The organism is Sinomicrobium halophytocola, assembly GCF_052983395.1.
This window is the reverse complement of record NZ_JBRKIT010000037.1, coordinates 1-22,892: the sequence shown is the minus strand read 5'-3', so window position 1 is coordinate 22,892 and position 22,892 is coordinate 1. Positions and strand designations below refer to the sequence as shown.

Here is a 22,892-nt window from a genome sequence, read left to right as displayed (position 1 = left end):
ATTGACCATACCGGATCGAGTGTCGGAGGAAATATTGAGGATCCGGTGTAAAAGTTGCAGCGTGTTACATGGGATATAGCAGATTACTAATTCCGGATTCAAAAAAAGATTATCATCCAAAAAAACAAAACCCTTGTAAACACAGGGGTTACAAGGATTTTCTGTGGAGAAGATGGGATTCGAACCCACGACCTTTTGACTGCCAGTCAAACGCTCTAGCCAACTGAGCTACATCCCCATAGTATCATTATAAGGTAAAAGAACTCCCTTTTCCCTTTTCAGGGGGCAATATTACGCATTTTTTTTATTACACTGCAAAAAAATAATCTCTTTTTCATGCTACAAAAAAGGCCGGCACCCCGGCCAGCCTCTCTATACATACAGATTTTATACCGGTTATTTGTTCATATATTCCTCTATTTCCTCTACTTCCAAAGGAATATCTTTCATCAGGTTTACGGGCTCTCCGTGCTCCTGTATCACCATATCATCCTCCAGGCGTATTCCCATTTTCTCTCCCGGTATGTAAATTCCCGGTTCCACCGTAAATACCATATTCGCGGTCATCGGTGTTTTCAACGCGCCGTAATCGTGCGTGTCGAGCCCCATATGGTGTGATGTTCCATGCATAAAATATTTTTTATACGCAGGCCAGTCCGGGTTTTCGTTTTGTACATCGGCTTTGTCAAGTAATCCCAGGCCCAGTAATTCGGAAGTCATTATCTTACCTACTTCTTTGTGGTATTCGGCCCACATTGTACCGGGAACCAGCATTTTCGTAGCTTCTTTTTTCACCCGCAATACGGCGTTATACACCTCTTTCTGCCTGTCGGTAAAACGTCCGTTTACAGGAATCGTACGGGTCATATCACTGGAATAGTTGGCATATTCCGCCCCAACATCCATGAGTAGCATATCTCCGTCCTTACACTGTTGGTTGTTCTCTATATAATGCAGTACACAGGCGCTGAACCCGGAACCGACTATAGGTGTATACGCAAATCCCCTTGACCGGTTTCGTAAAAACTCGTGCATGTACTCTGCCTCAATCTCATATTCCCACACCCCTGGTTTTACAAACCCCAGTACACGTTTAAAACCCTTTTCGGTAATGGTACAGGCCTGCTGAATCAATTCTATTTCCTGAGGTTCTTTTATCCCCCTTATATTCTGGAGTATCGGGTTGCTCTTCTCCCACTTATGCGCCGGGAATTTTTCTTTGCACCAGCCTATAAACCTGTCTTCCCTGGTTTGTGTCTCCACAGCCTGGCGATAATGTTCATTCGTATTGAAATATACCATTTCGGCTTCGGTCATAATACTAAAAAACACTTTGTTAAAATCCTCAAGCCAATAAACTGTTTTTATTCCGCTCACCTCATAGCCCTTCTCTTTGTCAAGTTTGGCGCCTTCCCATATCGCTATATGCTCATTCGTTTCCCGTACAAAAAGGATTTCCCTGTGCTTTGCATCTGTCGCATCCGGAAATAGTACCAATACACTTTCTTCCTGGTCTACTCCGCTCAGGTAAAAAATATCCCTTGCCTGCTGAAAGGGCATGGTACTGTCCGCCCCGATAGGATATATATCATTACTATTGAAAACCGCTATACTTTTGGGCTTCATTTTTGCGGTAAACTTGGCGCGGTTTTTCACAAACAGATTCCTGTCTATAGGGTTGTATTTCATAATGGAATAACTTTTTTGAAGATTGCATTTTCCGGCATTATCGCCGCGAAACAAAAGTATAAATTTGCCAAATAACTCCACATTTTATTCTCTTAAAGTTTAAAATGTAACACCCCGGATAACAAAACCCGAACACCCTTCTTTATACTCATTCTAAATTCCCGTGAAAACAAGAGTCAAAGTTTTGCCAAAATCTTCTTCCGCAGTATTTTTGTCAGGTTAAAAAACAACTAAACGATGAGTGGAATCATAAAATCTTCCATTGCCAGAAAAGTCTCCATGGCTCTTTCTGCCCTTTTTCTCTTAATTTTTCTTTTACAACATGTTGTCATTAACTTCAGTTCGGTTCTAAGTGCCGATATGTTTAATGAATTTTCCCATTTTATGGGAACCAATCCTTTAGTACAATTTGTTTTGCAGCCCATACTTATTTTTGGTGTTGTATTTCACTTTGTGATGGGGTTCATCCTAGAAATACGGAACAATGGTGCCAGGGACGTGAAATACGTCCACTATAAAGGTAGTGCCAACTCTTCCTGGATGTCCAGGAACATGATATACAGCGGTATTGTGATTCTCGCTTTCCTGGGACTTCACTTTTATGATTTCTGGTTTCCGGAAATAGGCCACAAATACATCCATTTCCTTCCGGAAGACCCTAACAGGTATTACGGGGAGCTCGTGGAAAAATTTCACAACCCGGTAAGGGTAGGATTGTACTGCCTCGCTTTTGTTTTCCTGGCCTTGCACCTTTTACACGGGTTCAGTTCTTCTTTCCAGTCCGTTGGGTTTAACAACAAGTACACCCCCGCCGTAAAAAAAATCGGAAAAGCATACGCGATACTGGTCCCGCTGGGATTCGTTTTCATAGCGCTTTTTCACTATTTCAATTCACTATAATTCGCAATTATGGCTACTTTAGATTCCAAAACACCACAAGGCCCTCTGGCAGATAAGTGGACCAATTATAAGAACAATATCCGGCTGGTCAACCCTGCCAACAAGCGTAAGATAGATGTTATTATCGTAGGTACCGGGCTTGCAGGCGGATCGGCCGCCGCAACCCTGGCCGAATTGGGATATAATGTAAAGGCATTTTGCTACCAGGACTCCCCGCGGCGCGCGCACTCTATTGCCGCACAGGGAGGTATCAATGCCGCCAAGAATTATCAGGGTGACGGGGATTCCGTATACCGGTTGTTTTACGACACCATAAAAGGAGGTGACTATCGTTCGCGCGAAGCCAACGTATATCGCCTTGCGGAAGTTTCCGCAAATATCATAGACCAATGTGTAGCCCAGGGAGTTCCTTTCGCACGGGACTACGGCGGACTCCTGGACAACCGTTCTTTCGGTGGCGTCCTGGTATCCCGTACTTTTTACGCAAAGGGACAAACCGGACAGCAATTGTTACTCGGGGCGTATTCTGCCATGAACCGGCAGATCGCGAAAGGTAAAATAACCATGTACAACCGTCACGAAATGCTCGATGTGGTTGTTGTAGATGGCAAAGCAAGGGGTATCATAGCCCGAAACCTCATCACCGGGGAGATCGAAAGACATTCGGCACACGCGGTTGTCATTGCTTCGGGAGGATACGGAAATGTGTTTTTTCTTTCCACCAACGCCATGGGGTCCAATGCCACTGCAGCCTGGAAAATACACAAACGCGGGGCTCATTTTGCCAATCCCTGCTACACCCAGATTCACCCTACCTGTATACCCGTTCACGGAGACCAGCAGTCCAAGCTGACATTGATGTCCGAATCGCTCCGTAACGACGGGCGCATATGGGTGCCCAAAAAACTGGAGGATGCCAAAGCGGTACGTGAAGGGAAACTAAAACCTACCGACATCGCCGAAGAAGACAGGGACTACTACCTGGAAAGACGTTATCCTTCTTTCGGGAACCTCGTTCCGAGGGACGTTGCCTCCAGGGCAGCCAAAGAACGTTGCGATGCCGGCTTCGGAATAATAAACAACAGTACCAACGAAGGAGTGTTCCTCGATTTCTCTTCAGCTATCCAACGATACGGAAACGAGCAGGCACACATACAGGGCATCCACAACCCTTCCAAAGAAAGGATCATTCAACTCGGTGAGGAAGTCGTAGCTTCCAAATACGGAAACCTGTTTGATATGTACCAGCAGATCACCGACGACAACCCGTACAAAACACCGATGAGAATATACCCGGCGGTACACTATACCATGGGAGGTATATGGGTAGATTATAACCTGATGACTACCGTACCGGGACTTTATGCCATAGGAGAAGCCAATTTCTCCGATCACGGGGCAAACCGCCTCGGAGCCTCTGCGCTTATGCAGGGACTTGCCGACGGATACTTCGTGCTGCCATATACCATAGGAGATTACCTCGCCGATGATATCCGTACCGGTCCGATCCCGACCGACACCCCGGAATTTGACGCAGCAGAAAAGAACGTTACCAACAGTATCGAACAACTTATCAATAACAACGGTAAACACTCCGTAGATTATTTTCATAAAAAACTCGGGCTTATTATGTGGAACAAAGTGGGTATGGCCAGGAATGCCAAAGGACTTTCTGAAGCCATCCACGAAATCGCAGAGCTCCGTGAACAATTCTGGAAAGAAGTAAAAGTGCCGGGAACGGCAAACGAATTCAACCAGGAGCTGGAAAAAGCAGGCCGTGTAGCCGATTTCCTCGAACTCGGTGAACTATTTGCAAGGGATGCCCTGGAAAGAAACGAATCGTGTGGCGGGCACTACAGGGAAGAATATCAAACCGAAGAAGGAGAAGCGAGAAGGGATGATGAGAACTACACATACGTAGCAGCATGGGAATACACAGGAAAACCCTCCGAAGCCATTCTTCATAAAGAAGATCTCAAATTCGAGAATGTGGAATTAAAGACCCGTTCCTATAAGTAAGGGTAAGACGCCATGCATGGCGTCTCCGCAATAAAAAGACACACAACCATGTGCCTCAAACCGGGAACCTTAAGGTTCCGCAATGAGACTCCGGGTCTCAACAACAGTATAACGCATAACGAAATAACAAATGAATCTCACACTAAAAATATGGCGCCAGAAAAACGCAGATGCGAAAGGTGGCATGGACACATACAAAGTAGAGAACATTTCACCGGATAGCTCTTTCCTGGAAATGCTGGATATTCTCAATGACCAGTTGATAAACGAAGGAAAAGAGCCCGTAGCTTTCGACCATGACTGCCGCGAGGGTATTTGCGGTATGTGCTCTCTCCAGATCAACGGACAACCACATGGTCCCGGAAGAGGGATTACCACCTGCCAATTGCACATGCGTAAATTCAAGGACGGAGACACTATTTACATAGAACCTTTCCGTGCGAAAGCTTTCCCTGTGATCAAGGACCTGGTTGTAGACCGCACTTCTTTTGACAGGATACAACATGCCGGAGGGTATATTTCCGTCAACACTTCCGGGAACACCCAGGATGCCAATGCTATTCCGATAGAAAAGCACAACGCCGATAAAGCCTTTGATGCGGCAACCTGTATAGGATGCGGGGCCTGTGTGGCGGCCTGTAAAAATGCCAGCGCCATGCTCTTTACCTCAGCCAAAGTATCACAGTTCGCTTTACTCCCCCAGGGACGTATAGAAGCAACCGAACGTGTGCTGAACATGGTAAAACAAATGGACCTGGAAGGTTTTGGAAACTGCACCAATACCGGAGCATGTGAAATTGAATGCCCAAAAGGTATTTCCCTGGAAAACATTGCCAGAATGAACCGGGAATACCTCAAAGCAAGCGTGAAATAAAAAAGATAAAATTTCTTTATATACTTCGGGACGGGATTTTTACCCGTCCCTTTTTTTATCCCGGTTATTCATTGGTTAGAAGTACACTTACCGCATTACCCCCAAAACCTACGGCATTTACCATCACCTTCCGTATCTGTTCAGGCGCCTTCTGTTCCATACCAAACGGCACGGCGATAAACCCCGATTTCTGCATCATTAACACCCCCAATTCCAGGCTGAGCATACCCGAAGCGCCGAAACTGTGCCCCACCTTCCATTTATTCGTGGTTAATGCCGGCATATTCTTCCCAAATACCTTACAGATGGCGTTGTATTCCGACGAATCTCCTTTTATAGTACCCGGCGCATGCATGACGATAACATCCACTTCTTCCGGGCTTACCCTTCCAAGAGCCATTCGCATGGACTGCTGAAAACAGTCCGCATCTGTAGAAATCGACGTATTATGCCGAAGCACTTCCGTAGCATATCCTACGCCTTCTATCAAGGCCAGGGCATTTTCTTTCCGGCCGTTTTCCAGGCAGGCTACCGCGGCGCCTTCTCCCAGCACCATGGTATTGATATTCTTATCCATATCCAGCGCACGGCACGGATACCCGTCCAGTACTTCCCTGGCATAGACTTTAAGAGCTTTCATCTGGGCTATAGTAAACGGTGTTAACGGCGCTTCACTGCCCCCGGTAAGAAACTTATCCGCCATCCCGCTGCGTATCCAGGCAACACCGTTTAACAGGGCGTGTAAAGCCGTAGAACAGGTAATGGAATGGGATATTTGCGGACCGTTGGTCTGCAGATCGTGCCCCACCCAGGAAGAGATATTCCCCAGGGTAGTTGTAGGCGAAGCAAGCGTACCTGCCCTCCCCCGTTCAAGAAAATCCTTATGATACTCTTCAAACAAGCCAGTAGCCCCCCGGGAAGATCCTATATTGATGCCAAATCCGGAGCCTTTCCCCCAACCTGCCTGCTCTACCGCATTCCTTGATGCATACAGAGCATAGAGCACAGAACTATCCAGGTTTTTATATTTAATATCCGCGTTTTTCACCTTTGCAACTTCTTGTGTTGCCCTTTGCGAAAGCGCGGATATAAATGCTTTATCAAACCCGAAATCCCTTTCCGTGATAAGGTGGTCCGGTTTCAGATAACTCTCCCATACGGAAGCAGAATCCGTACCGAGAGAAGAAACAGAAGATATGGCTGTAATTGATATTGGTGTATACAAAACTTTTTGCCCACAAAGGTAATCAATTATCCTCCTCTTCCTGGAAGTAACAGGACAATATGGATTCCAGTTCTTCCTCCCCTTTACTTATGTCCTTTATCTTTTGCAGCATCCCTTCCGGCAATATTTCGCGCAATGGCTGTTCCACTTCCATAATATGGGTAAAGGCTTCGGCAATAGACCTGTCCCACTTCTTGTGATATTTCAAAAGATCATCCGGATATACTATGCGTCTCCTGGTGCCTTCGTGAACGGCACGGAAGGGACGCGATATGTTCAGGTAACCGTAATCATCTGTCAATTGCTCTCCCGGATAAATATCCCTTATGGCAATTTCAAAATCATAAGGTGTGGTAAGGCAATTACTTCTAAAACTGTGATTAACGTACTTGGCATGGTCCCAGCAAAGTACATAATCTCCCTTATTGTTCCGGAAGGTGTAAACATCGAGAATGTTCTTGTAAAAATCGCTCATCTCATCGATCTGAGCGGAAGAGAGCACAATGTCCAGCTTATCCTGGACCCAGGTAATTGTTCCCTTGGGGATCAATCGTGTAGCCACAACGCCATAACCCATTTCGTCCGAAATGAATTGCAGCTCGGTATGCGGGTGAATCATCTATATTATACATATCATACTACGAATGTATATTATTTTTCGATTCGCTGTATCGGTGTACCTGAAATTTTTATATACTCCCTTTACTCCCGGTTCCTTCCCTCATTATACACTGCTCCGAACTCCACATTACAATACCTCATCCAGGGCACGCTCAATGGTTCCGTATATCTTCTGTAACTGTTCATCCGTAACAATATACGGGGCAAGAATGTAAATAGTGCTGCCCAAGGGACGCAGAAATACGCCGTTATCCATAAAGAAGCGAAATAACCTGTCCCGAAGATCACCGTAACGTTCCATTTGCACCTTGAGGTCCATAGCATAAATGACCCCGAGTTGCCTGGTCGACGCTATTTTGGGATGTTTGCATATTTTCTCGTCAAATTCCCGGTGCGCGCCGATCACTCTTTTTATGTTCTTCTGCATTTCTTCAGAACGAAGGAGCTCCATACCGGCAAGGGCTACGGAACAGGCAACCGGGTTTGCGGAGTAGGTATGGCCATGGAAGAGTCCTTTGGAGATCTCATCACTGTAAAAAGCATCATATACGGCCTGTGTACAACTTGTAATGGCCATCGGCAACATTCCCGCCGTAAGGGCTTTGGACATACTTATAATATCGGGCAGGTTATCCATATATTCCGAAGCAAAATTTCTGCCGGTCTTACCAAAACCTGTCATGACCTCATCGGCTATGGTAATCACTTCGTGTTCCTTACAAATGGCTATCAGGTCGTTCAGTCCATCCGCATCGTGCATTTTCATGGCTGCCGCTCCCTGTACCAACGGTTCGTATATAAACCCTGCCACATTCCCTTTGCTGACAATGCCTTTCAGCCTATCCGCCACTTCCGCATTATTCTTTCCATCCGGCACGGGAATACGCTCCACGGTAAGAAAAAAATCCTCGAACGGGCCATTATAGACGGATAAGCCCGAAACGGACATCGCCCCGAACGTATCGCCGTGAAACCCTTCTTCGAAAGCCACCAGAACATTTTTTCTGTTTCCCCGGTTAAAATGGTATTGTAACGCCATCTTTATAGCTACATCGGATGCGGTGGAACCATTATCGGAAAAAAACAGCTTTTGCTGGTTATCGGGTAATATTTCCATCAGTGCTTCCGACAGTTCTACGGCCGCACCATGTGTAAAACCGCTGAACACCACATGGTCCAGCCGCTGCATCTGCTCATGGGCCTTCAGGACAATATAATCATTACAGTGGCCATACATACAGGTATACCAGGAGGCAATGCCGTCTATATATTCCCGGCCTTCTTCATCGTATAAAACAGCTTCTTTTGCGCGGGTTATCGCTACTGCTTCCGGATGTAATTTATGCTGTGTCAGGGGGTGCCAAAGATGCTTTTTATCGCGTTCTGAAATATTTCTCATGAAGAATCGTTATTTATAGTACCTTGCAAAGATCAGAATTGTAGCTAAACCAGACTAACATTGAACATACTAAAACAGGGGATTAACATAAATTACTCCTCGTTAAAACCATATCAGATCTTCCTGATTTTCCTGGGAGTTGCCTTGTTCATTCGTTTTCCCTTTTTTTTCAGGGATTACATAGACCGGGACGAGAGCACTTTTATTCTCATGGGACAGGCCTGGACGGAAGGGCACCTGCCTTATACCCACCTTTGGGACCTGAAACCCCCGGTTGCATTTCTTTTCTTCGCTATAATTATTAAGATCTTCGGAAAAAGTTTTATTGCCATACGTCTTGCAGGCACAATAGGTATTGCCATTACTTCACTTTACCTTTTTAAGATCGGTGATCGCCTGTCGGGAAAAAAAGTGGGCTTCTGGAGTGGTATGCTCTATATCTTTTTATCGAGCCTGTTCGGAAATCTACAGGGGGTGATGACAGAGCACCTCTCTATGCTCTTTTTGATTCCCGGATTCTGGTTCCTTATCAAGGCCACAAAGAACAGACATATTTTCCTGACCGGTTTCCTGTTCGGTATCGCAGCCATGATAAAACTCAACCTGGCCTACCCCATATTGTTTACGGGGCTTGGGCTTATGTATTTCGAATTCCGGTCCAAAGGCATCTACGCCTCCATAAAAAACGGCTTCATATATGGTACAGGTGTTGTCTTTCCCGTACTTCTCACGATTATCCCTTATTACACCAACGACCTTCTCAACATATGGTGGGAATCCGTTATACTGGCACCGCTGCATTACGACACTCCGGACCCCGCCAATAATATTAAAGCCTTCACCGACCTGTTACCTTTTATCGGTATTGCCGCACTCCTCATTTTTGTCAACAACAGAAAAAAATGTTTCCCGAAATTGTGCAGGAATTACACCTATATTTTGCTTGCGCTTACAGGAACAATGGTTTCTTTTATACAATCGGGCGAAATGAACAGTCATTATCTCATTCAGCTATATCCTTTCCTTATATTGATGCTGGCCGTCATTGTAAGCCATATGAAATGGTCCTGGAAAATAGCCTATACCCCTTTTGTTGCCGTAGCCTTGTTACTCATGCAGTTTGAACCCGTAAGGGAATACTGGTTTCTAGGAGACAGGGCTTTAAAGGGAAAGTCGCTCTATAGCGGCGAGGGTATCGAAGTGCCGGAATACATCAGAGCACACTTTGGCGATGTCCGGTCGGTCTTTTTCCTGGAAAACCATATAGGCTACTGGCTTATCGACGAGCAACCCCCTACCAAATCCGTTACCCATCCGTCTAATCTGGACCGCGAACAGCTATATCAGTTCTACGACAATCCGAGAAAAAACAGTGTGGAAGAATTACAATACATATGTTCCGTCATCAACCCGCAGATCATTGTAACGGAAAGAGGAAAAATACCTTTTATGAAAGATAATACCCCGGACAATATCTACTTTAAAAATATCCTGGCCAAAAATTACCGGTTTTTAAAGCGGATAGGTGAAGCCGAAATATACCAGCGGGTATACTAAAGTGCACGCAGTACGGGAGCAAACATTTGCGCATATTTCTTTATCACGTCCTTATCAAAGAATTTCTCTTCGGCCACCCTTCCAAGAATTGGGACATTTCCCATTTCTTCTATGATACTTTCGGTAGACCGGTTTTCGTCTCCACTGATGATAATCCCCCCTATCTGTGCTCCCCGTTGTTTTAATGCTTCTATAGTAAGCAATGTATGATTTATACTCCCCAGGTAATTGCGCGACACGATCAGCACCTTATAATCCGGCTTTATCAGGTCCGCAATAGTTTCCGTATTGTTCAGCGGCACCAGTAAACCTCCGGCTCCTTCTATAACAAGGTTTCTTTCCGTTTGCGGCTCCGTGATCTTACCGGCTTCTATACGGACGCCGTCAATCGCCGCCGCCGCATGAGGGCTCATAGGTGTTTTTAAAGCGTAACCATTAGGATGTATTTTGGTTTTCGGATTGGAAATAAGTCGTTCTATCTTATGAGAATCCGAATTATCGAGGTCCCCGGATTGTATGGGTTTCCAGTAATCGGCTTCGAGAGCTTCCGTAACTATGGCAGAAACGATGGTTTTCCCGACTTCCGTGGAAATGCCGGTGATAAAGAATTTCGAATACGTCATACATTAAATTTTTTCTTGCACACCTCACAGCGGTATTCATATTTTACATAAAAGGGTAAAGTCCCGAACAAAAAGCCAAGCAGGAAAGATACTAAGGATTTAAAATCGGTTACATTGGTAAAATACTCTACTTTATCACTGTTGCAATTAGGGCATAGAATAGTTTTACCTTCATCATCCAGGGAATATTTACTCACCATTTTTAATATTCTCAGCGCCCTGTCCTTATCTTCCCCGCGTACCTTCAATTTCACCCCTCCAATGGCATTACTAATGAGCGGATCGACATCAACAGTATGATGGTCTGCCATAATAACCTCAATACCTTCAGCTTCCAGTCTGCCCTTAATAACCTGTGCCTCTGACGAATATTGAAATGTTGCTATGGTTACAAAAGTTTCTTTCATACTACAAATGTAGCCAACAACTTCAAAACCCCGGATATCTCCTCGTGTGAATTGTAACTGTGCAGACAAAAACGCAGTCGTTCCTGCCCGGCGGGAACCGTAGGAGAAAGAATGGGTTTTACGTCAAAACCCTTTTTATAAAGACAGGAGGCTATATTTTTTACCTTTTCATTTCCGGGAATAACACAGCAATGTATTGCAGAATCACTGGGAACAAAAAAAGTGTCCATCCCCACGTTACGTAATTCGGATTTGAAAAAAGAAATATTCTCATGAAGGGTTTTTCCGGGATATGCTCCGGATAACGCACCGTAAGCAGCCTGAATCGTCGCCAGGGAATGCATGGGCAATGCTGTAGTATATACCAGGCTCCTGGCAAAATTCACCAGGTAATTCTTCAGCTTTTCAGATCCAAGGACAGCTGCTCCGTGACATCCCATTGCCTTACCGAAAGTAGCTATCCTTGCAAAAACACGATCTTCCAGGCCGAGTTCCTGTACCAGTCCCCCGCCACTGCTTCCAAAAACACCTACGGCATGCGCCTCGTCCACGACAAGATATGCAGAATATCTCACAGCCAGTTCTGCCATTGCATTAAGGTCCGGAGAATCTCCGTCCATCGAAAAAACCGATTCGGTCACTATATAGACATGACCTTCCTTTCTATTGTTATTCCCCCGGACTCTTAACAACTTTTTCTCCAGGTCTTCCACATCGTTATGCCGGAACTTATAAGCATCGGCCGTCCCCATTTGTATGCCGTCCCGGATACTGGCATGTATCCATTCGTCATAAAACACCACATCTCCTCTTTGCGGGACACTGGAAAAAAAGCCGGTGTTGGCATCATAGCCCGAATTAAAGACCAGGGCCGCTTCCGCTTGGTGAAAGTATGCCAGCATTTCTTCGGTTTCCTGATAGAGAACATGATTCCCGGTCAGTAACCGCGATCCTGTGGCGCCGTTCCGTATACCTCCGCTCTCATCAAGGATACTCCCGGCTTCCCGGAAAACCATCCCGGACGCCGACAACCCCAGGTAATCATTGGAAGAGAAATCCACACCCCCAACCGGCCCGGGAAGCTTCCGCAAAGCATTCTTTTCTTCCCTGCTCTGCAATTTTACCGCTAATTTCTTCGGAAATTCCATAGGGCTCAAAGGTAAAAAAAACCGGCAAGCGCCGGACGGTTAATAAAAATGTACAATACCGGGATCAAAAACATGTTGATTCATAGTGCTTTTTATATGGTTTATGCTACTTTTGTAAAGTAACATTTCCTCCGCAAATGAGGAACGAGCACAAAACGGAATGTGTCCGGAAACCACTACAACGTTTTCGTAACTTAAAAGCACATAACCCCAGCGTTTATAAGGTATAGCAACCCATCAACAGGGAGCGGTTTTCTTTGCAAACTAGCTAAAGTTCCTTAACAAAAAATATTGTTTTCCCCCGCTTTGCGTTAAAGTTTCTTAAAAGCATTTCCAAATGCAGATTTCTGCCATATCTTTGTATCATCAAAAGGGGTGGTGCCCTTTTGTAACTTTAAGTAAAGTTTTCATAATTTAAAGTTTTGGTTGGTTAATTAAGAGGCTCGGAATTTCCGGGCCTCTTGTTTTTTATGTATGGATGGAAGTTTGTTAGTTGGTTAACGGGTTTATGAAACATGTAACTTCTACTCCAGAAAACATCCGGCAAACACAATCCCTTTCCCATTCCAACTAAACAGCGCCAAACCCCAAACGCCACAACTTAAAAACAGGACTTCAATCCACCTCTAACATATTCCACAAAAACATCCGTGAATCTGTGGCTAAAAAAACTACCTGGCCCCGGGACTCCGGAAGTTTTAATCACTATCCACAATTTTTTTGGTTTCATCCGGTTTAATAACTGGCTCTCTTCCGGGCTGAGTAACTACAATTTATTATTTTTACGGTATATTTTTAGCAGTGATGAAAAAAATTGTCTTAACCACTATACTTTTTGGCTTTTTTGCAAACCTACACGCTCAAAACGGAAACGCTTTTACTTCCGGCGAATGGCTTGAGTTTCGCGTGCACTACGGCATCTTCAATGCCAGTTATGCCACTATGGAACTCAAAGAAGCCAATCTCAACGGAAAATCCGTCTTTCACGTTGTCGGAAAAGGCCGGACCACGGGACTCGCCAGGCTATTCTTCAAAGTCGATGACAACTACGAAAGCTATTTTGATAAAAAAGACAGCAGACCATACAAGTTTATCCGGCAAATAGACGAAGGCGGCTACACCAAAGACATGGAGATCAACTTCGACTATACCAGTAACGAGGCCATAGTAAACAACAAAAAGCACAACAAGACCACCACAATAGCCATACATAAGGATATTCAGGACCTTCTCTCTTCCATATACTATCTTCGGAACCATTACAAAACCGAAAACCTCACCGAGGGGGACGAAACGGAGCTGGATTTGTTATTCGATGATGATAAGTCCTTTAAATTTAAGCTTAAGTTCTTGGGAAAAGAGGTATTAAAGACTAAATTTGGCAAAATTTCCTGTATAAAGTTTCGACCATATGTACAGGCAGGAAGGGTCTTTAAAGAAAAGGGTAGTTTAACCTTATGGGTTTCGGACGACGAAAACAAACTCCCCATGCGGATAAAGGCAGATTTGCGGGTAGGCTCTATAAAAGCAGATCTCGAAGCCTTCCGGGGGCTAAAACACCAGTTCAAAGTTGTAGTAGATTAATAAAATGGACATAAAACCGGAAATTGCCGAAAGGATCCACCAGTTAGAAGACAAGTACCGAAATTCCGGCCAGGACCTCGGGGCCTACCTCGACGGCCTCTTACATCAACGCTTTCTTACCTATTGGGATTATATCCACCTGGACACCCTGCTCAGCCTTCAAATACCTCGGACCCATTTCCCTGATGAAGAGATCTTTATCCTGTACCACCAGATCACTGAACTGTATTTTAAACTCATTATCCACGAACAGAAACAGATCATAGACGATAAGCTACAGACCGCGGCTTTCTTTACACAAAAAATAGAACGGATTAATCGTTACTTCAAGGCACTTATCACGTCCTTCGAAGTCATGATTAACGGAATGGAACGCGAACAGTTCCTGCAATACCGCATGTCCCTTTTACCCGCCAGCGGATTCCAGTCCGCACAGTACCGGATGATCGAAATTTATGCCACACCGCTGGAAAACCTGGTACATCATTCCGTAAGGAGCAAATTTTCCTCCGGAACATCCCTTGATACGCTCTATGAAAATATCTACTGGAAAAAAGGCGCTACGGATAATACCACAGGGGAAAAAACACTTACGTTGAAACAATTCGAATATCGCTACACCCCGAGGTTCATGCGAATTGCCAATGAAGTAAAAAACGCCTCCATATACCACAAATACCTGCAACTCCCCGAAAAAGAGCGGAAAAACCCGGCGCTCACAGAAGCTATGAAAGCCCTGGACACCAATGCCAATGTAAACTGGCCGCTTATGCACCTGGGGTCCGCTTACAGGTATCTGAAAAAGGATAATAACACCATAGAAGCCTCCGGAGGAACCAATTGGAGAGATTATTTACCCCCAAGTTTTCAAAAAGTCATCTTTTTTCCTGAAATTTGGAACGAAGAGGAAAAAAAAGAATGGGGAAAAGAATGGGTAGCACACATGTTTAATCCGGAAAACACGAAAAATTAATGCTCAAAAAGGTACTTTTAGTTGCACTGGCCATTACCGTCGTGGCATGCAAAAAAGAAAAAGAAGAGGAACAAGCCGGGGAAACGGCAAAAAGAGAGATGCTAAAACCCATTGAAGTCAAGGAGTTTGGTTTCAATCTCCACAATTATGTGGTCCGCAGAGATACGGTTAAGTCAGGTGACAGCTTCGGAGAAATACTCGCCAAAAACAATATAGACTACGCCAAAGTCTACCAAATAGCAGAAATAGCCAAAGATACTTTCGATGTTGTCCGGGGTCTGCGCGTAGGGAAACCCTATACCCTGCTCTGCAGCAAAGATTCCCTTCAGACACCGGAATGTTTTATCTACCAGCCCAACAGCGTAGATTATGTAGTGATCCAATTTGCAGATTCCATTCAGGCCTATAAAGAGAAAAAACCCGTAACCACCGTAGAACGGGAAGCTTCCGGGATTATAACCAGCTCTCTTTCCGAGGCCATTATGGAAAAAAATATGGATTACCAGGTGGTTTACGACCTCTCCAACATCTATGCCTGGACGGTAGACTTCTTTCGCCTGCAACGGGGAGACCGCTTCAAGGTTATTTACGAAGAAAAATATATCGACGACACCATATATGCGGGAATAGGAAATATCAAAGCAGCATATTTCGAACATAACGACAAACCTTTTTATTCCTTTAAATTCCAGACGGACTCCGTAAACGGCATAAGTGATTTTTACGACGAAGAAGCGAACACCCTTCGCCGGGCTTTCCTGAAAGCGCCGCTGGAATACAGCAGGATATCTTCCCGCTATACCGCCAGACGCTTCCACCCTGTTCAGAAACGATGGAAAGCGCACCTGGGCACCGATTACGCTGCGCCGCATGGCACTCCTATCAAAGCAACGGCAAATGGTACCGTAACCAAATCCGGGTATACTTCCGGGAACGGAAATTACGTTAAAATACGCCACAACAGCACCTACGAAACCCAGTACCTCCATATGTCCAAACGCGCCGCCAGGGTAGGACAGCATGTAATGCAAGGACAGGTTATCGGCTATGTAGGAAGCACTGGACTGGCCACCGGCCCGCATGTTTGCTACCGCTTCTGGAAAAACGGACAGCAGGTAGATCCGTACAAACAGGATCTCCCGTCTGCCGAACCCATTGCAAAAGAGCTGAAAGAAGGCTATTTAGCCTATATAAAACCCTTACAATTGCAACTGGATAACATACTGTTCGACGACGAACAGGAAGAATTCATTACTTCTGCGGAGGAGTGATGGCAATAAAGATCCGGGAGAGTAAAGGACTTTTCTTCTATTCAGGAGATTCCTCCTACCGTCGGAATGACACTATTGTTTTGATCCAATAAAACAAAATTGATCGTTGGTGAGACCTATACGAAGTCATAATTATTATGTATACATTCTGACAAACAGAAAAAGAACGGTCCTTTACATCGGAGTCACCAATAATTTAAAAAAACGGCTTTATTACCACATAAATGCAGATACCAATAGTAAAGCCTTTACAGCAAGATACAGATGTTTTTATTTGATCTATTGGGAACATTTCGAATCTATCATCAAAGCTATAAAAAGAGAAAAGGAGTTGAAAGGATGGCGGAGGGAGAAAAAAGAGAACCTAATTAATACATTCAATCCTGAATGGAAGTTCTTAAACGACAAAATTGATTAAAATATCACCGCAAAAATACTACTCTCCGTCATTCTGAGCGAAGCGAAGAACCTCCACTCTAGCCGAAAAAATATTTTTCGGCAATATAGTTTTAATGAAAATAAAATAACTAATAACAATACATATAATAATGCCACTACAAAAAACAAACCCCACACAAACCGGAGCATGGAAAAAGCTTGCAGATCATTTCCGGAAGGTCGGCAATACGGAAATGAAAGGTTATTTTAACGAAGCCCCGGAAAGAGCCTCCGGATTTACCGTGCAATGGAATGATTTTTATGTGGATTACTCCAAAAACCGGATCACGGAAGAAACCATGGACCTGCTTTTATCCCTCGCGGAAGAAGTACAACTAAAGGATGCCATCCAAAAATATTTTTCCGGCGATCTTATCAACGAAACCGAGCAAAGAGCAGTGCTTCACACCGCCCTTCGTGCCGGGAAAGACACGGAGATCACCGTAGATGGCGTGAATGTGGTCCCCGAAGTCTTTGCGGTCAAAGAGAAGATCAAAACCTTTTCGGAAAGTATTATTTCCGGGGAGAAAAAAGGATATACCGGCAAAGCGTTTACCGATGTGGTAAATATAGGCATCGGGGGTTCTGATCTCGGTCCGGCTATGGTTACCGAGGCATTAAAATTCTATAAAAATCCCCTCAACGTACATTTTGTAAGTAACGTAGACGGGGATCACGTATATGAAACCCTCAAAAACCTGGACCCGGAAACCACGCTCTTTGTCATTGTTTCCAAAACGTTCACTACCCAGGAAACACTGAGTAACGCCACTACGATTAAAAACTGGTTCCTAAAATATGCCGGGCAGGAAGACGTAGCCAAACATTTTGTCGCGGTTTCCACCAACCTGCCCAAAATTGCCGAATTCGGCATAGCCGGTGAGAATGTTTTCCCGATGTGGGATTGGGTAGGCGGACGTTTTTCCCTTTGGAGCGCCGTAGGTCTATCCATTGCCCTGGCCGTAGGTTATGACAATTTCGATAAGTTACTGAAGGGGGCACGGGCTATGGACGACCACTTTAAAACTACAGATTTTAAAGATAATATTCCCGTCATCTTGGCCCTTATAGCCACATGGTATAACAATTTCTTCGATGCGGAAAGTGAAGCTATCATACCTTACACCCAATACCTGAGCCGTTTTTCTGCTTACCTCCAGCAAGGTATTATGGAAAGTAACGGTAAAAGTGTAGACCGTGCGGGTAACCGGACGGATTACCAGACGGGTACCATTATCTGGGGAGAACCGGGCACCAACTCACAACACGCGTTCTTCCAGCTTATCCACCAGGGCACCAAACTTATTCCCGCGGACTTTATCGGTTTTGTACATTCCCTGCACGGCGATAAAGATCATCACGATAAGCTTATGGCCAATTTCTTTGCACAAACCGAGGCCCTGCTCCAGGGTAAAACGGAAGAAGAGGTTATTACTGAGCTCAAGGCTAAAAATACGGGAGAAGAAGAAGTAAGCAAATTACTTCCGTTCAAAGTATTCGAAGGGAATAAACCTACCAATACCATCCTGGTTGACAAACTAACCCCGGAAAGTCTCGGGGCGCTTATCGCCATGTACGAGCACAAAATATTCGTACAAGGTGTGATCTGGAATATTTTCAGCTACGACCAGTGGGGCGTGGAATTGGGCAAGCAGCTTGCAAACAATATATTAAAGGACATCCAAAGTCCGGAAATCGCCAGTCACGACAGCTCCACTACAAATTTACTGGAGTATTTCAAGAAAAAGGCCTGAATAGCATAGCCTTTCCTGTCCGATAACACGACAAAACCCCGGCCACACCTTAAAAGCCGGGGTTTCGTACTTTATGCGAAATCCCATTTCCTAAATTACTGTTAATAAATACGTGTAAAAATTAAACAGCTGAAAACCAAGAGGACAGGTTTTATGGCTATTTTTGTTTTAAAAAGTTAAAGGATCGCACTGTTAAAACATTTAACATTTACTTAATGTTCGGTAATTTTATAAATGTCAATTTTGCACAGCTAAATCAAATTTAATTAACACAGATGAAGACAATTTACAATGGGTTTTTCACAGTGGTTTTTGCCCTTATCGCAACGACCGCTTTTGCACAGGGTATTATTACAGGTACTGTAATTGATGCCGAACTGAACGAACCACTACCCGGGGCCAACGTTGTCGTAAAAGGCACGACCACCGGAGTATCCACAGATTTTGACGGAAAATTCCAGATCGAAGTACCGCAGAGCAGCGGTACCCTGGTTGTTTCTTACATTGGTTTTGTGAAGAAAGAGATTAAATTTACTTCTACAGGTGATATCGGGAACATTTCCCTGCAGGCAAATGCTGATGAACTGGAAGGGGTTGTTGTAGTTGGTACCGGAGTAATTGACCTGGTAAAAGACCGTCAGACACCTATTGCAGTTTCCACTATCAAAGCATCAGACATACAAAAAGCAAGTGGAAATGCCGAATTCCCTACACTACTTCGTTCCATGCCATCTGTATATGCAAATACATCCGGAGGAGGTTATGGAGATGCCGAAATACGTGTTCGGGGTTTTGACCAGAGTAACACTGCCTACCTTCTTAACGGGCAGCCAATAAACGGCATGGAAGATGGAAATATGTACTGGAGCAACTGGCAAGGTGTAAGAGATGTAGCTACAGCTATTCAGTTGCAGAGAGGTCTTGGTTCTTCTAAACTTGCGATTTCCTCCGTTGGTGGAACCATGAACATTGTAACACAATCTTACAATGAAGAGGAGAATGGATTTGTAGAAGGTGCTATTGCCAATAGTAATTATATAAAAAGTACCGCATATTATTCTACCGGAAAGAATGAAAACGGTTGGTCCTCCACATACATGCTTTCCTATTGGGAAGGAGATGGTAACTACTTTGAAGGTACAGAAGGTAAAGGTTTGACTTATTTCCTCTCTTTTGGCTACAAACCTTCAGATAAACACGCATTCAATCTTTTGATAACTGGTGCTCCACAAACACACGACCAGGCTTATCAAGGTAGTATCGAAGACGCTCTTACTTATGGCAAAGACTATAATGAAAACTGGGGCTATAAAAATGGAAAATATTACAATGAGCGCACTAATTACTACCACAAACCGGTTATAAATTTCAACTGGGATTGGAACATAAACGATAGATCCAGCCTTTCTACGGTTTCATACGCATCAATTGGTCGCGGTGGAGGGACAGGACCTTTCGGTTATCACAGCAATAAATTCGACGACAACGGACAAATAGACTTCGACAGGGTTATTGCAACCAACAGAGGACTTACACCGACCGAAATCAATGGTAATAATTACCAAATAGGTAGAGCGATAAGAGATGTAGAAGCGGGTTATATTACCAGAGCATCTGTTAATAATCACTTATGGCTAGGAACTGTATCTAACTTCAATCACAAAATCAACGATAACCTGGAGTTCAATGTTGGTTTTGACTACAGGTTCTATAAAGGAAAACACTACCGGATGGTTACCGATTTCTTAGGCCTTGACGGATGGGAAGTTACGGATAACAATTCTGTTCCCGGAGGTTATAATGTATTCAAAACTTACGACATTAATCTGTTTGACCCAACCTTTAAAAATGCCAGAGATACTGAAAAAATTGATTATGATTATTCTGAACAAATCAGCTATTTAGGTGGTTTTGGTCAAATAGAATATAAAGAGGATGCTTTCTCCGCTTATATACAAGGAGCAATCTCCAGCCAATGGCATCAAAGATGGGACTACTTTAACTACATGCTGCCTAATGAGCAGAAATCTCAAAAAGTTAATAATGGAGGATTTAACGTTAAGGGGGGCTTAAGCTATAATATAGATGAACATCACAACGTTTTTGCCAATGCCGGTTATTATTCAAGACAGCCATTCCACGACAATATTTATCTGAATTTCACAAACGATCTGAACCCTTTAGCTGAGAATGAAAAAATCACTGGTTATGAGTTAGGATACAAATTTAACAGCAGTATATTCAGCGCTAATTTAAATGGATATTATACAGTTTGGGATGATAGAGTTGATGTTAGTTCCGTGAGGTTAGACTTAAACAACGATGGTGTTGATGAAGATTATTTTTCTCGTTTTGCAGGATTAAAACAAGTTCATTATGGAGTAGAATTTGATTTCATGTTAAGACCACTTATGACGGATCAACTCGGAATCTATGGATTTGCTTCCTTAGGAAACTGGAAGTACGGGGACAACAGTATCCAAACCCTGGTTAGACAAGATAATCTTGAAGTAGTACCAGGATATGACGGAGAAACCGCTTACATAGACGATGTAAAAGTGGGAAATGCTGCTCAAACTTCATTTAATCTCGGAGCCAACTACAAAATTATTGATGAGTTCTCTGTGGATGCAGATTGGTATCACTATGCGAATGTCTATGCCAACATAGATCCTGTAAGATTCACATCTCCAGGTCAAGAAATAATTAAATTACCTTCTTATAATTTGTTTAGAGCTGGTTTGTCTTACAGGCTACCACTTAAAAACACTGAAAAACAATCGTTCTTCTTCAGATTCAATGTAGACAACCTGTTTAATACCATGTATCTGCAAAGCCTGGCAACAAATATTGCTCCTGAAGATGGAGTAGATAACTATAAAGGTATCAACGTAAATAACCGAGGTACTTTTGGCTTCGGAAGACAATGGAGTTTTAGCGTTAGGTATAACTTCTAAAAAAACTTATAATAAAATAATTAAAACCTCACCCTCCCGGTGGGGTTTTGTTTTTTATATCATGTCTCGTCCTGAAATAGCGTTACACTAAAATGAAAGTGTAATGAAAAAAGAACCACAGACGACTTATGTAAAGCGCACACAGAAAGACTATACGATGTCTTTTAAACTTCGAGTAGTGGGCGAAATAGAGCGCGGAGAGCTTACCCGATCACAAGCGTTAAGCAAATATGGGATTCAGGCTAAATCGACTATAGTGGATTGGTTGAAAAAATATGGTAATTTTGATTGGGATAATCAAAGTTATAACCCCATGCCCAAGAGTCCAGAACAACGAATCATCGAGTTAGAGCAAAAAATAAAGCTCTTAGAAAAACAGAAAGCCCGTGCAGAGCATATCGCCGAACGAGCAGACAAAAAGGCTATTTTGTTCGATATGATGATAGAGCTTGCTGAAAAAGAATATAACATTCCTATCAGAAAAAACTCCAAACCCAAGTAATCGATATGTTTAGGGCATATTATGATGAAAGTATCTCATCGACCTGTGAGTTACTTGGGGTCAGCAGGCAGGTGTATTACAGAGCAATTACATCCAGAAAAAAACGGCAAGCCACGGCCGAAAAAGTCCTCGAACTGGTCAAAGAGGTCCGTATGGAACTTCCTAAGGTTGGAACAAGGAAGCTGTACCATATCTTACAAGACCCCTTACAAGATCTGTCCGTAGGGAGGGATCGTTTATTTGCTATACTTAAGGCTAATCATTTGTTGATAAAGCACAAGCGAAGTTACCATATAACCACCAACTCGCACCATCGCTTCAAAAAGCATAAAAACCTGATCGAAGATAAGGTTATTGATAGACCAGAACAACTATGGGTAGCGGATATTACCTATATAGGAACCAGGCAAAACCCCATGTATTTATCGCTTATCACAGATGCATATTCCAAAAAGATTGTTGGATACTCCCTATCCAATACCTTGGAAACAGATAGCTCTGTTAAAGCATTAAAATTTGCTATTAAAAACAGAAGTTACCCTAAAAAGCGATTAATACATCATTCCGACAGAGGTTTTCAATATTGCAGTAAAGAGTACCAGAAAATATTGGCGAAAAACCACATAAAATGCAGTATGACTGAATCCTATGACCCTTATCAAAATGCTGTTGCCGAACGTATCAATGGTATTTTAAAGCAGGAGTTCTTGATCGATATCCAAAAGTTAGATATCAATACCGTGAAACAAATCGTGAAACAAAGTATCGCTATTTACAACGCAAAAAGACCACATCTGTCATGTGCTATGAACACGCCAGAAGACATGCACAAACAAAATGAAGTAAAAATAAAATCGTACAAAAAGAAAATATCCCATCAAACGATCGTTTGATGGGATATTTAGTATTTTTAATCCTGTTAATCCTGTAACGCTTTTTTAGGACGCTACA

19 protein-coding genes and 1 tRNA gene are annotated in these 22,892 nt (G+C 43.6%); 12 read left to right on the top strand and 8 right to left on the bottom strand.

Annotation, left to right across the window (positions count from 1 at the left end):
- Positions 1-164: 164 nt before the first annotated feature.
- A tRNA-Ala gene (locus tag ACVBDY_RS15720) sits at positions 165-238 on the bottom strand.
- Between the two features lie 158 nt (positions 239-396).
- Positions 397-1,689, bottom strand: a complete 1,293-nt coding sequence (locus tag ACVBDY_RS15715) for an aminopeptidase P N-terminal domain-containing protein (RefSeq protein ID WP_447176411.1) — start codon at positions 1,687-1,689, stop codon at positions 397-399.
- Between the two features lie 237 nt (positions 1,690-1,926).
- On the opposite strand from ACVBDY_RS15715, the gene ACVBDY_RS15710 reads away from it, so the two are divergent.
- The 3 genes from ACVBDY_RS15710 (at position 1,927) to ACVBDY_RS15700 (ending at position 5,482) form a co-directional block, all read left to right on the top strand.
- Entirely contained in the window at positions 1,927-2,589 is a 663-nt protein-coding gene (locus ACVBDY_RS15710; protein WP_447176410.1) for a succinate dehydrogenase cytochrome b subunit, read from the top strand.
- Between the two features lie 9 nt (positions 2,590-2,598).
- Positions 2,599-4,608 (top strand): fumarate reductase/succinate dehydrogenase flavoprotein subunit, encoded by a 2,010-nt coding sequence (locus ACVBDY_RS15705; RefSeq protein ID WP_447176409.1) that lies wholly within the window; start codon positions 2,599-2,601, stop codon positions 4,606-4,608.
- Between the two features lie 130 nt (positions 4,609-4,738).
- Positions 4,739-5,482 carry a succinate dehydrogenase/fumarate reductase iron-sulfur subunit gene (locus tag ACVBDY_RS15700; protein WP_447176408.1) on the top strand — a complete coding sequence of 248 codons (744 nt, stop codon included), beginning with the start codon at positions 4,739-4,741 and terminating at the stop codon, positions 5,480-5,482.
- Positions 5,483-5,546: 64 nt separating this feature from the next.
- On the opposite strand, the gene ACVBDY_RS15695 is transcribed toward ACVBDY_RS15700, so the two are convergent.
- The 3 genes from ACVBDY_RS15695 to bioA form a co-directional block, all read right to left on the bottom strand.
- Positions 5,547-6,707, bottom strand: coding sequence for a beta-ketoacyl synthase N-terminal-like domain-containing protein (locus ACVBDY_RS15695; protein ID WP_447176407.1), 1,161 nt, complete (start codon positions 6,705-6,707; stop codon positions 5,547-5,549).
- A 22-nt stretch (positions 6,708-6,729) separates the two neighbouring features.
- Positions 6,730-7,326 (bottom strand): SET domain-containing protein, encoded by a 597-nt coding sequence (locus tag ACVBDY_RS15690; protein ID WP_447176406.1) that lies wholly within the window; start codon positions 7,324-7,326, stop codon positions 6,730-6,732.
- Positions 7,327-7,455: 129 nt separating this feature from the next.
- The gene (gene bioA / locus ACVBDY_RS15685) at positions 7,456-8,727 is read right to left on the bottom strand and encodes an adenosylmethionine--8-amino-7-oxononanoate transaminase (RefSeq protein ID WP_447176405.1); all 1,272 of its coding nucleotides are present in this window, start codon (positions 8,725-8,727) and stop codon (positions 7,456-7,458) included.
- Between the two features lie 60 nt (positions 8,728-8,787).
- Here bioA and ACVBDY_RS15680 point away from each other — a divergent pair, with 60 nt between their 5' ends.
- Positions 8,788-10,284 carry an ArnT family glycosyltransferase gene (locus tag ACVBDY_RS15680; RefSeq protein ID WP_447176404.1) on the top strand — a complete coding sequence of 499 codons (1,497 nt, stop codon included), beginning with the start codon at positions 8,788-8,790 and terminating at the stop codon, positions 10,282-10,284.
- Here ACVBDY_RS15680 and bioD read toward each other — a convergent pair.
- The 3 genes from bioD to ACVBDY_RS15665 are packed head-to-tail and all read right to left on the bottom strand — an operon-like array spanning position 10,281 to position 12,462.
- Positions 10,281-10,907, bottom strand: a complete 627-nt coding sequence (gene bioD, locus ACVBDY_RS15675; RefSeq protein ID WP_447176403.1) for a dethiobiotin synthase — start codon at positions 10,905-10,907, stop codon at positions 10,281-10,283. The genes ACVBDY_RS15680 and bioD overlap by 4 nt on opposite strands.
- Entirely contained in the window at positions 10,904-11,314 is a 411-nt protein-coding gene (locus ACVBDY_RS15670) for a putative signal transducing protein (RefSeq protein ID WP_447176402.1), read from the bottom strand. Before ACVBDY_RS15670 ends, bioD begins: the two co-directional genes overlap by 4 nt.
- Positions 11,311-12,462 (bottom strand): aminotransferase class I/II-fold pyridoxal phosphate-dependent enzyme, encoded by a 1,152-nt coding sequence (locus tag ACVBDY_RS15665; protein ID WP_447176401.1) that lies wholly within the window; start codon positions 12,460-12,462, stop codon positions 11,311-11,313. Before ACVBDY_RS15665 ends, ACVBDY_RS15670 begins: the two co-directional genes overlap by 4 nt.
- A gap of 804 nt (positions 12,463-13,266) precedes the next feature.
- Between ACVBDY_RS15665 and ACVBDY_RS15660 the strand changes: the two genes are divergently transcribed.
- From ACVBDY_RS15660 to ACVBDY_RS15625, 8 genes are all read left to right on the top strand, one after another.
- A complete protein-coding gene (locus ACVBDY_RS15660; protein ID WP_447176400.1) occupies positions 13,267-14,046 on the top strand; it encodes a DUF3108 domain-containing protein in 780 nt (259 codons plus the stop codon).
- A 4-nt stretch (positions 14,047-14,050) separates the two neighbouring features.
- Positions 14,051-15,019, top strand: coding sequence for a tryptophan 2,3-dioxygenase family protein (locus ACVBDY_RS15655; RefSeq protein ID WP_447176399.1), 969 nt, complete (start codon positions 14,051-14,053; stop codon positions 15,017-15,019).
- On the top strand, positions 15,019-16,290 hold the full coding sequence (locus ACVBDY_RS15650; RefSeq protein ID WP_447176398.1) for a M23 family metallopeptidase: 1,272 nt from the start codon (positions 15,019-15,021) through the stop codon (positions 16,288-16,290). The genes ACVBDY_RS15655 and ACVBDY_RS15650 overlap by 1 nt, the downstream gene beginning before the upstream one ends.
- A 109-nt stretch (positions 16,291-16,399) precedes the next feature.
- The gene (locus ACVBDY_RS15645; protein ID WP_447176397.1) at positions 16,400-16,708 is read left to right on the top strand and encodes a GIY-YIG nuclease family protein; all 309 of its coding nucleotides are present in this window, start codon (positions 16,400-16,402) and stop codon (positions 16,706-16,708) included.
- A 130-nt stretch (positions 16,709-16,838) separates the two neighbouring features.
- Positions 16,839-18,482, top strand: a complete 1,644-nt coding sequence (gene pgi / locus ACVBDY_RS15640) for a glucose-6-phosphate isomerase (RefSeq protein ID WP_447176396.1) — start codon at positions 16,839-16,841, stop codon at positions 18,480-18,482.
- 275 nt (positions 18,483-18,757) lie between these two features.
- Positions 18,758-21,439: a TonB-dependent receptor gene (locus ACVBDY_RS15635; protein WP_447176395.1), complete on the top strand. Its 2,682-nt coding sequence runs from the start codon at positions 18,758-18,760 to the stop codon at positions 21,437-21,439.
- 103 nt (positions 21,440-21,542) lie between these two features.
- Positions 21,543-21,941 carry a hypothetical protein gene (locus ACVBDY_RS15630; RefSeq protein WP_447173800.1) on the top strand — a complete coding sequence of 133 codons (399 nt, stop codon included), beginning with the start codon at positions 21,543-21,545 and terminating at the stop codon, positions 21,939-21,941.
- 5 nt (positions 21,942-21,946) lie between these two features.
- Positions 21,947-22,834, top strand: a complete 888-nt coding sequence (locus tag ACVBDY_RS15625) for an IS3 family transposase (protein WP_447173799.1) — start codon at positions 21,947-21,949, stop codon at positions 22,832-22,834.
- The last annotated feature ends 58 nt before the right edge of the window (positions 22,835-22,892 follow it).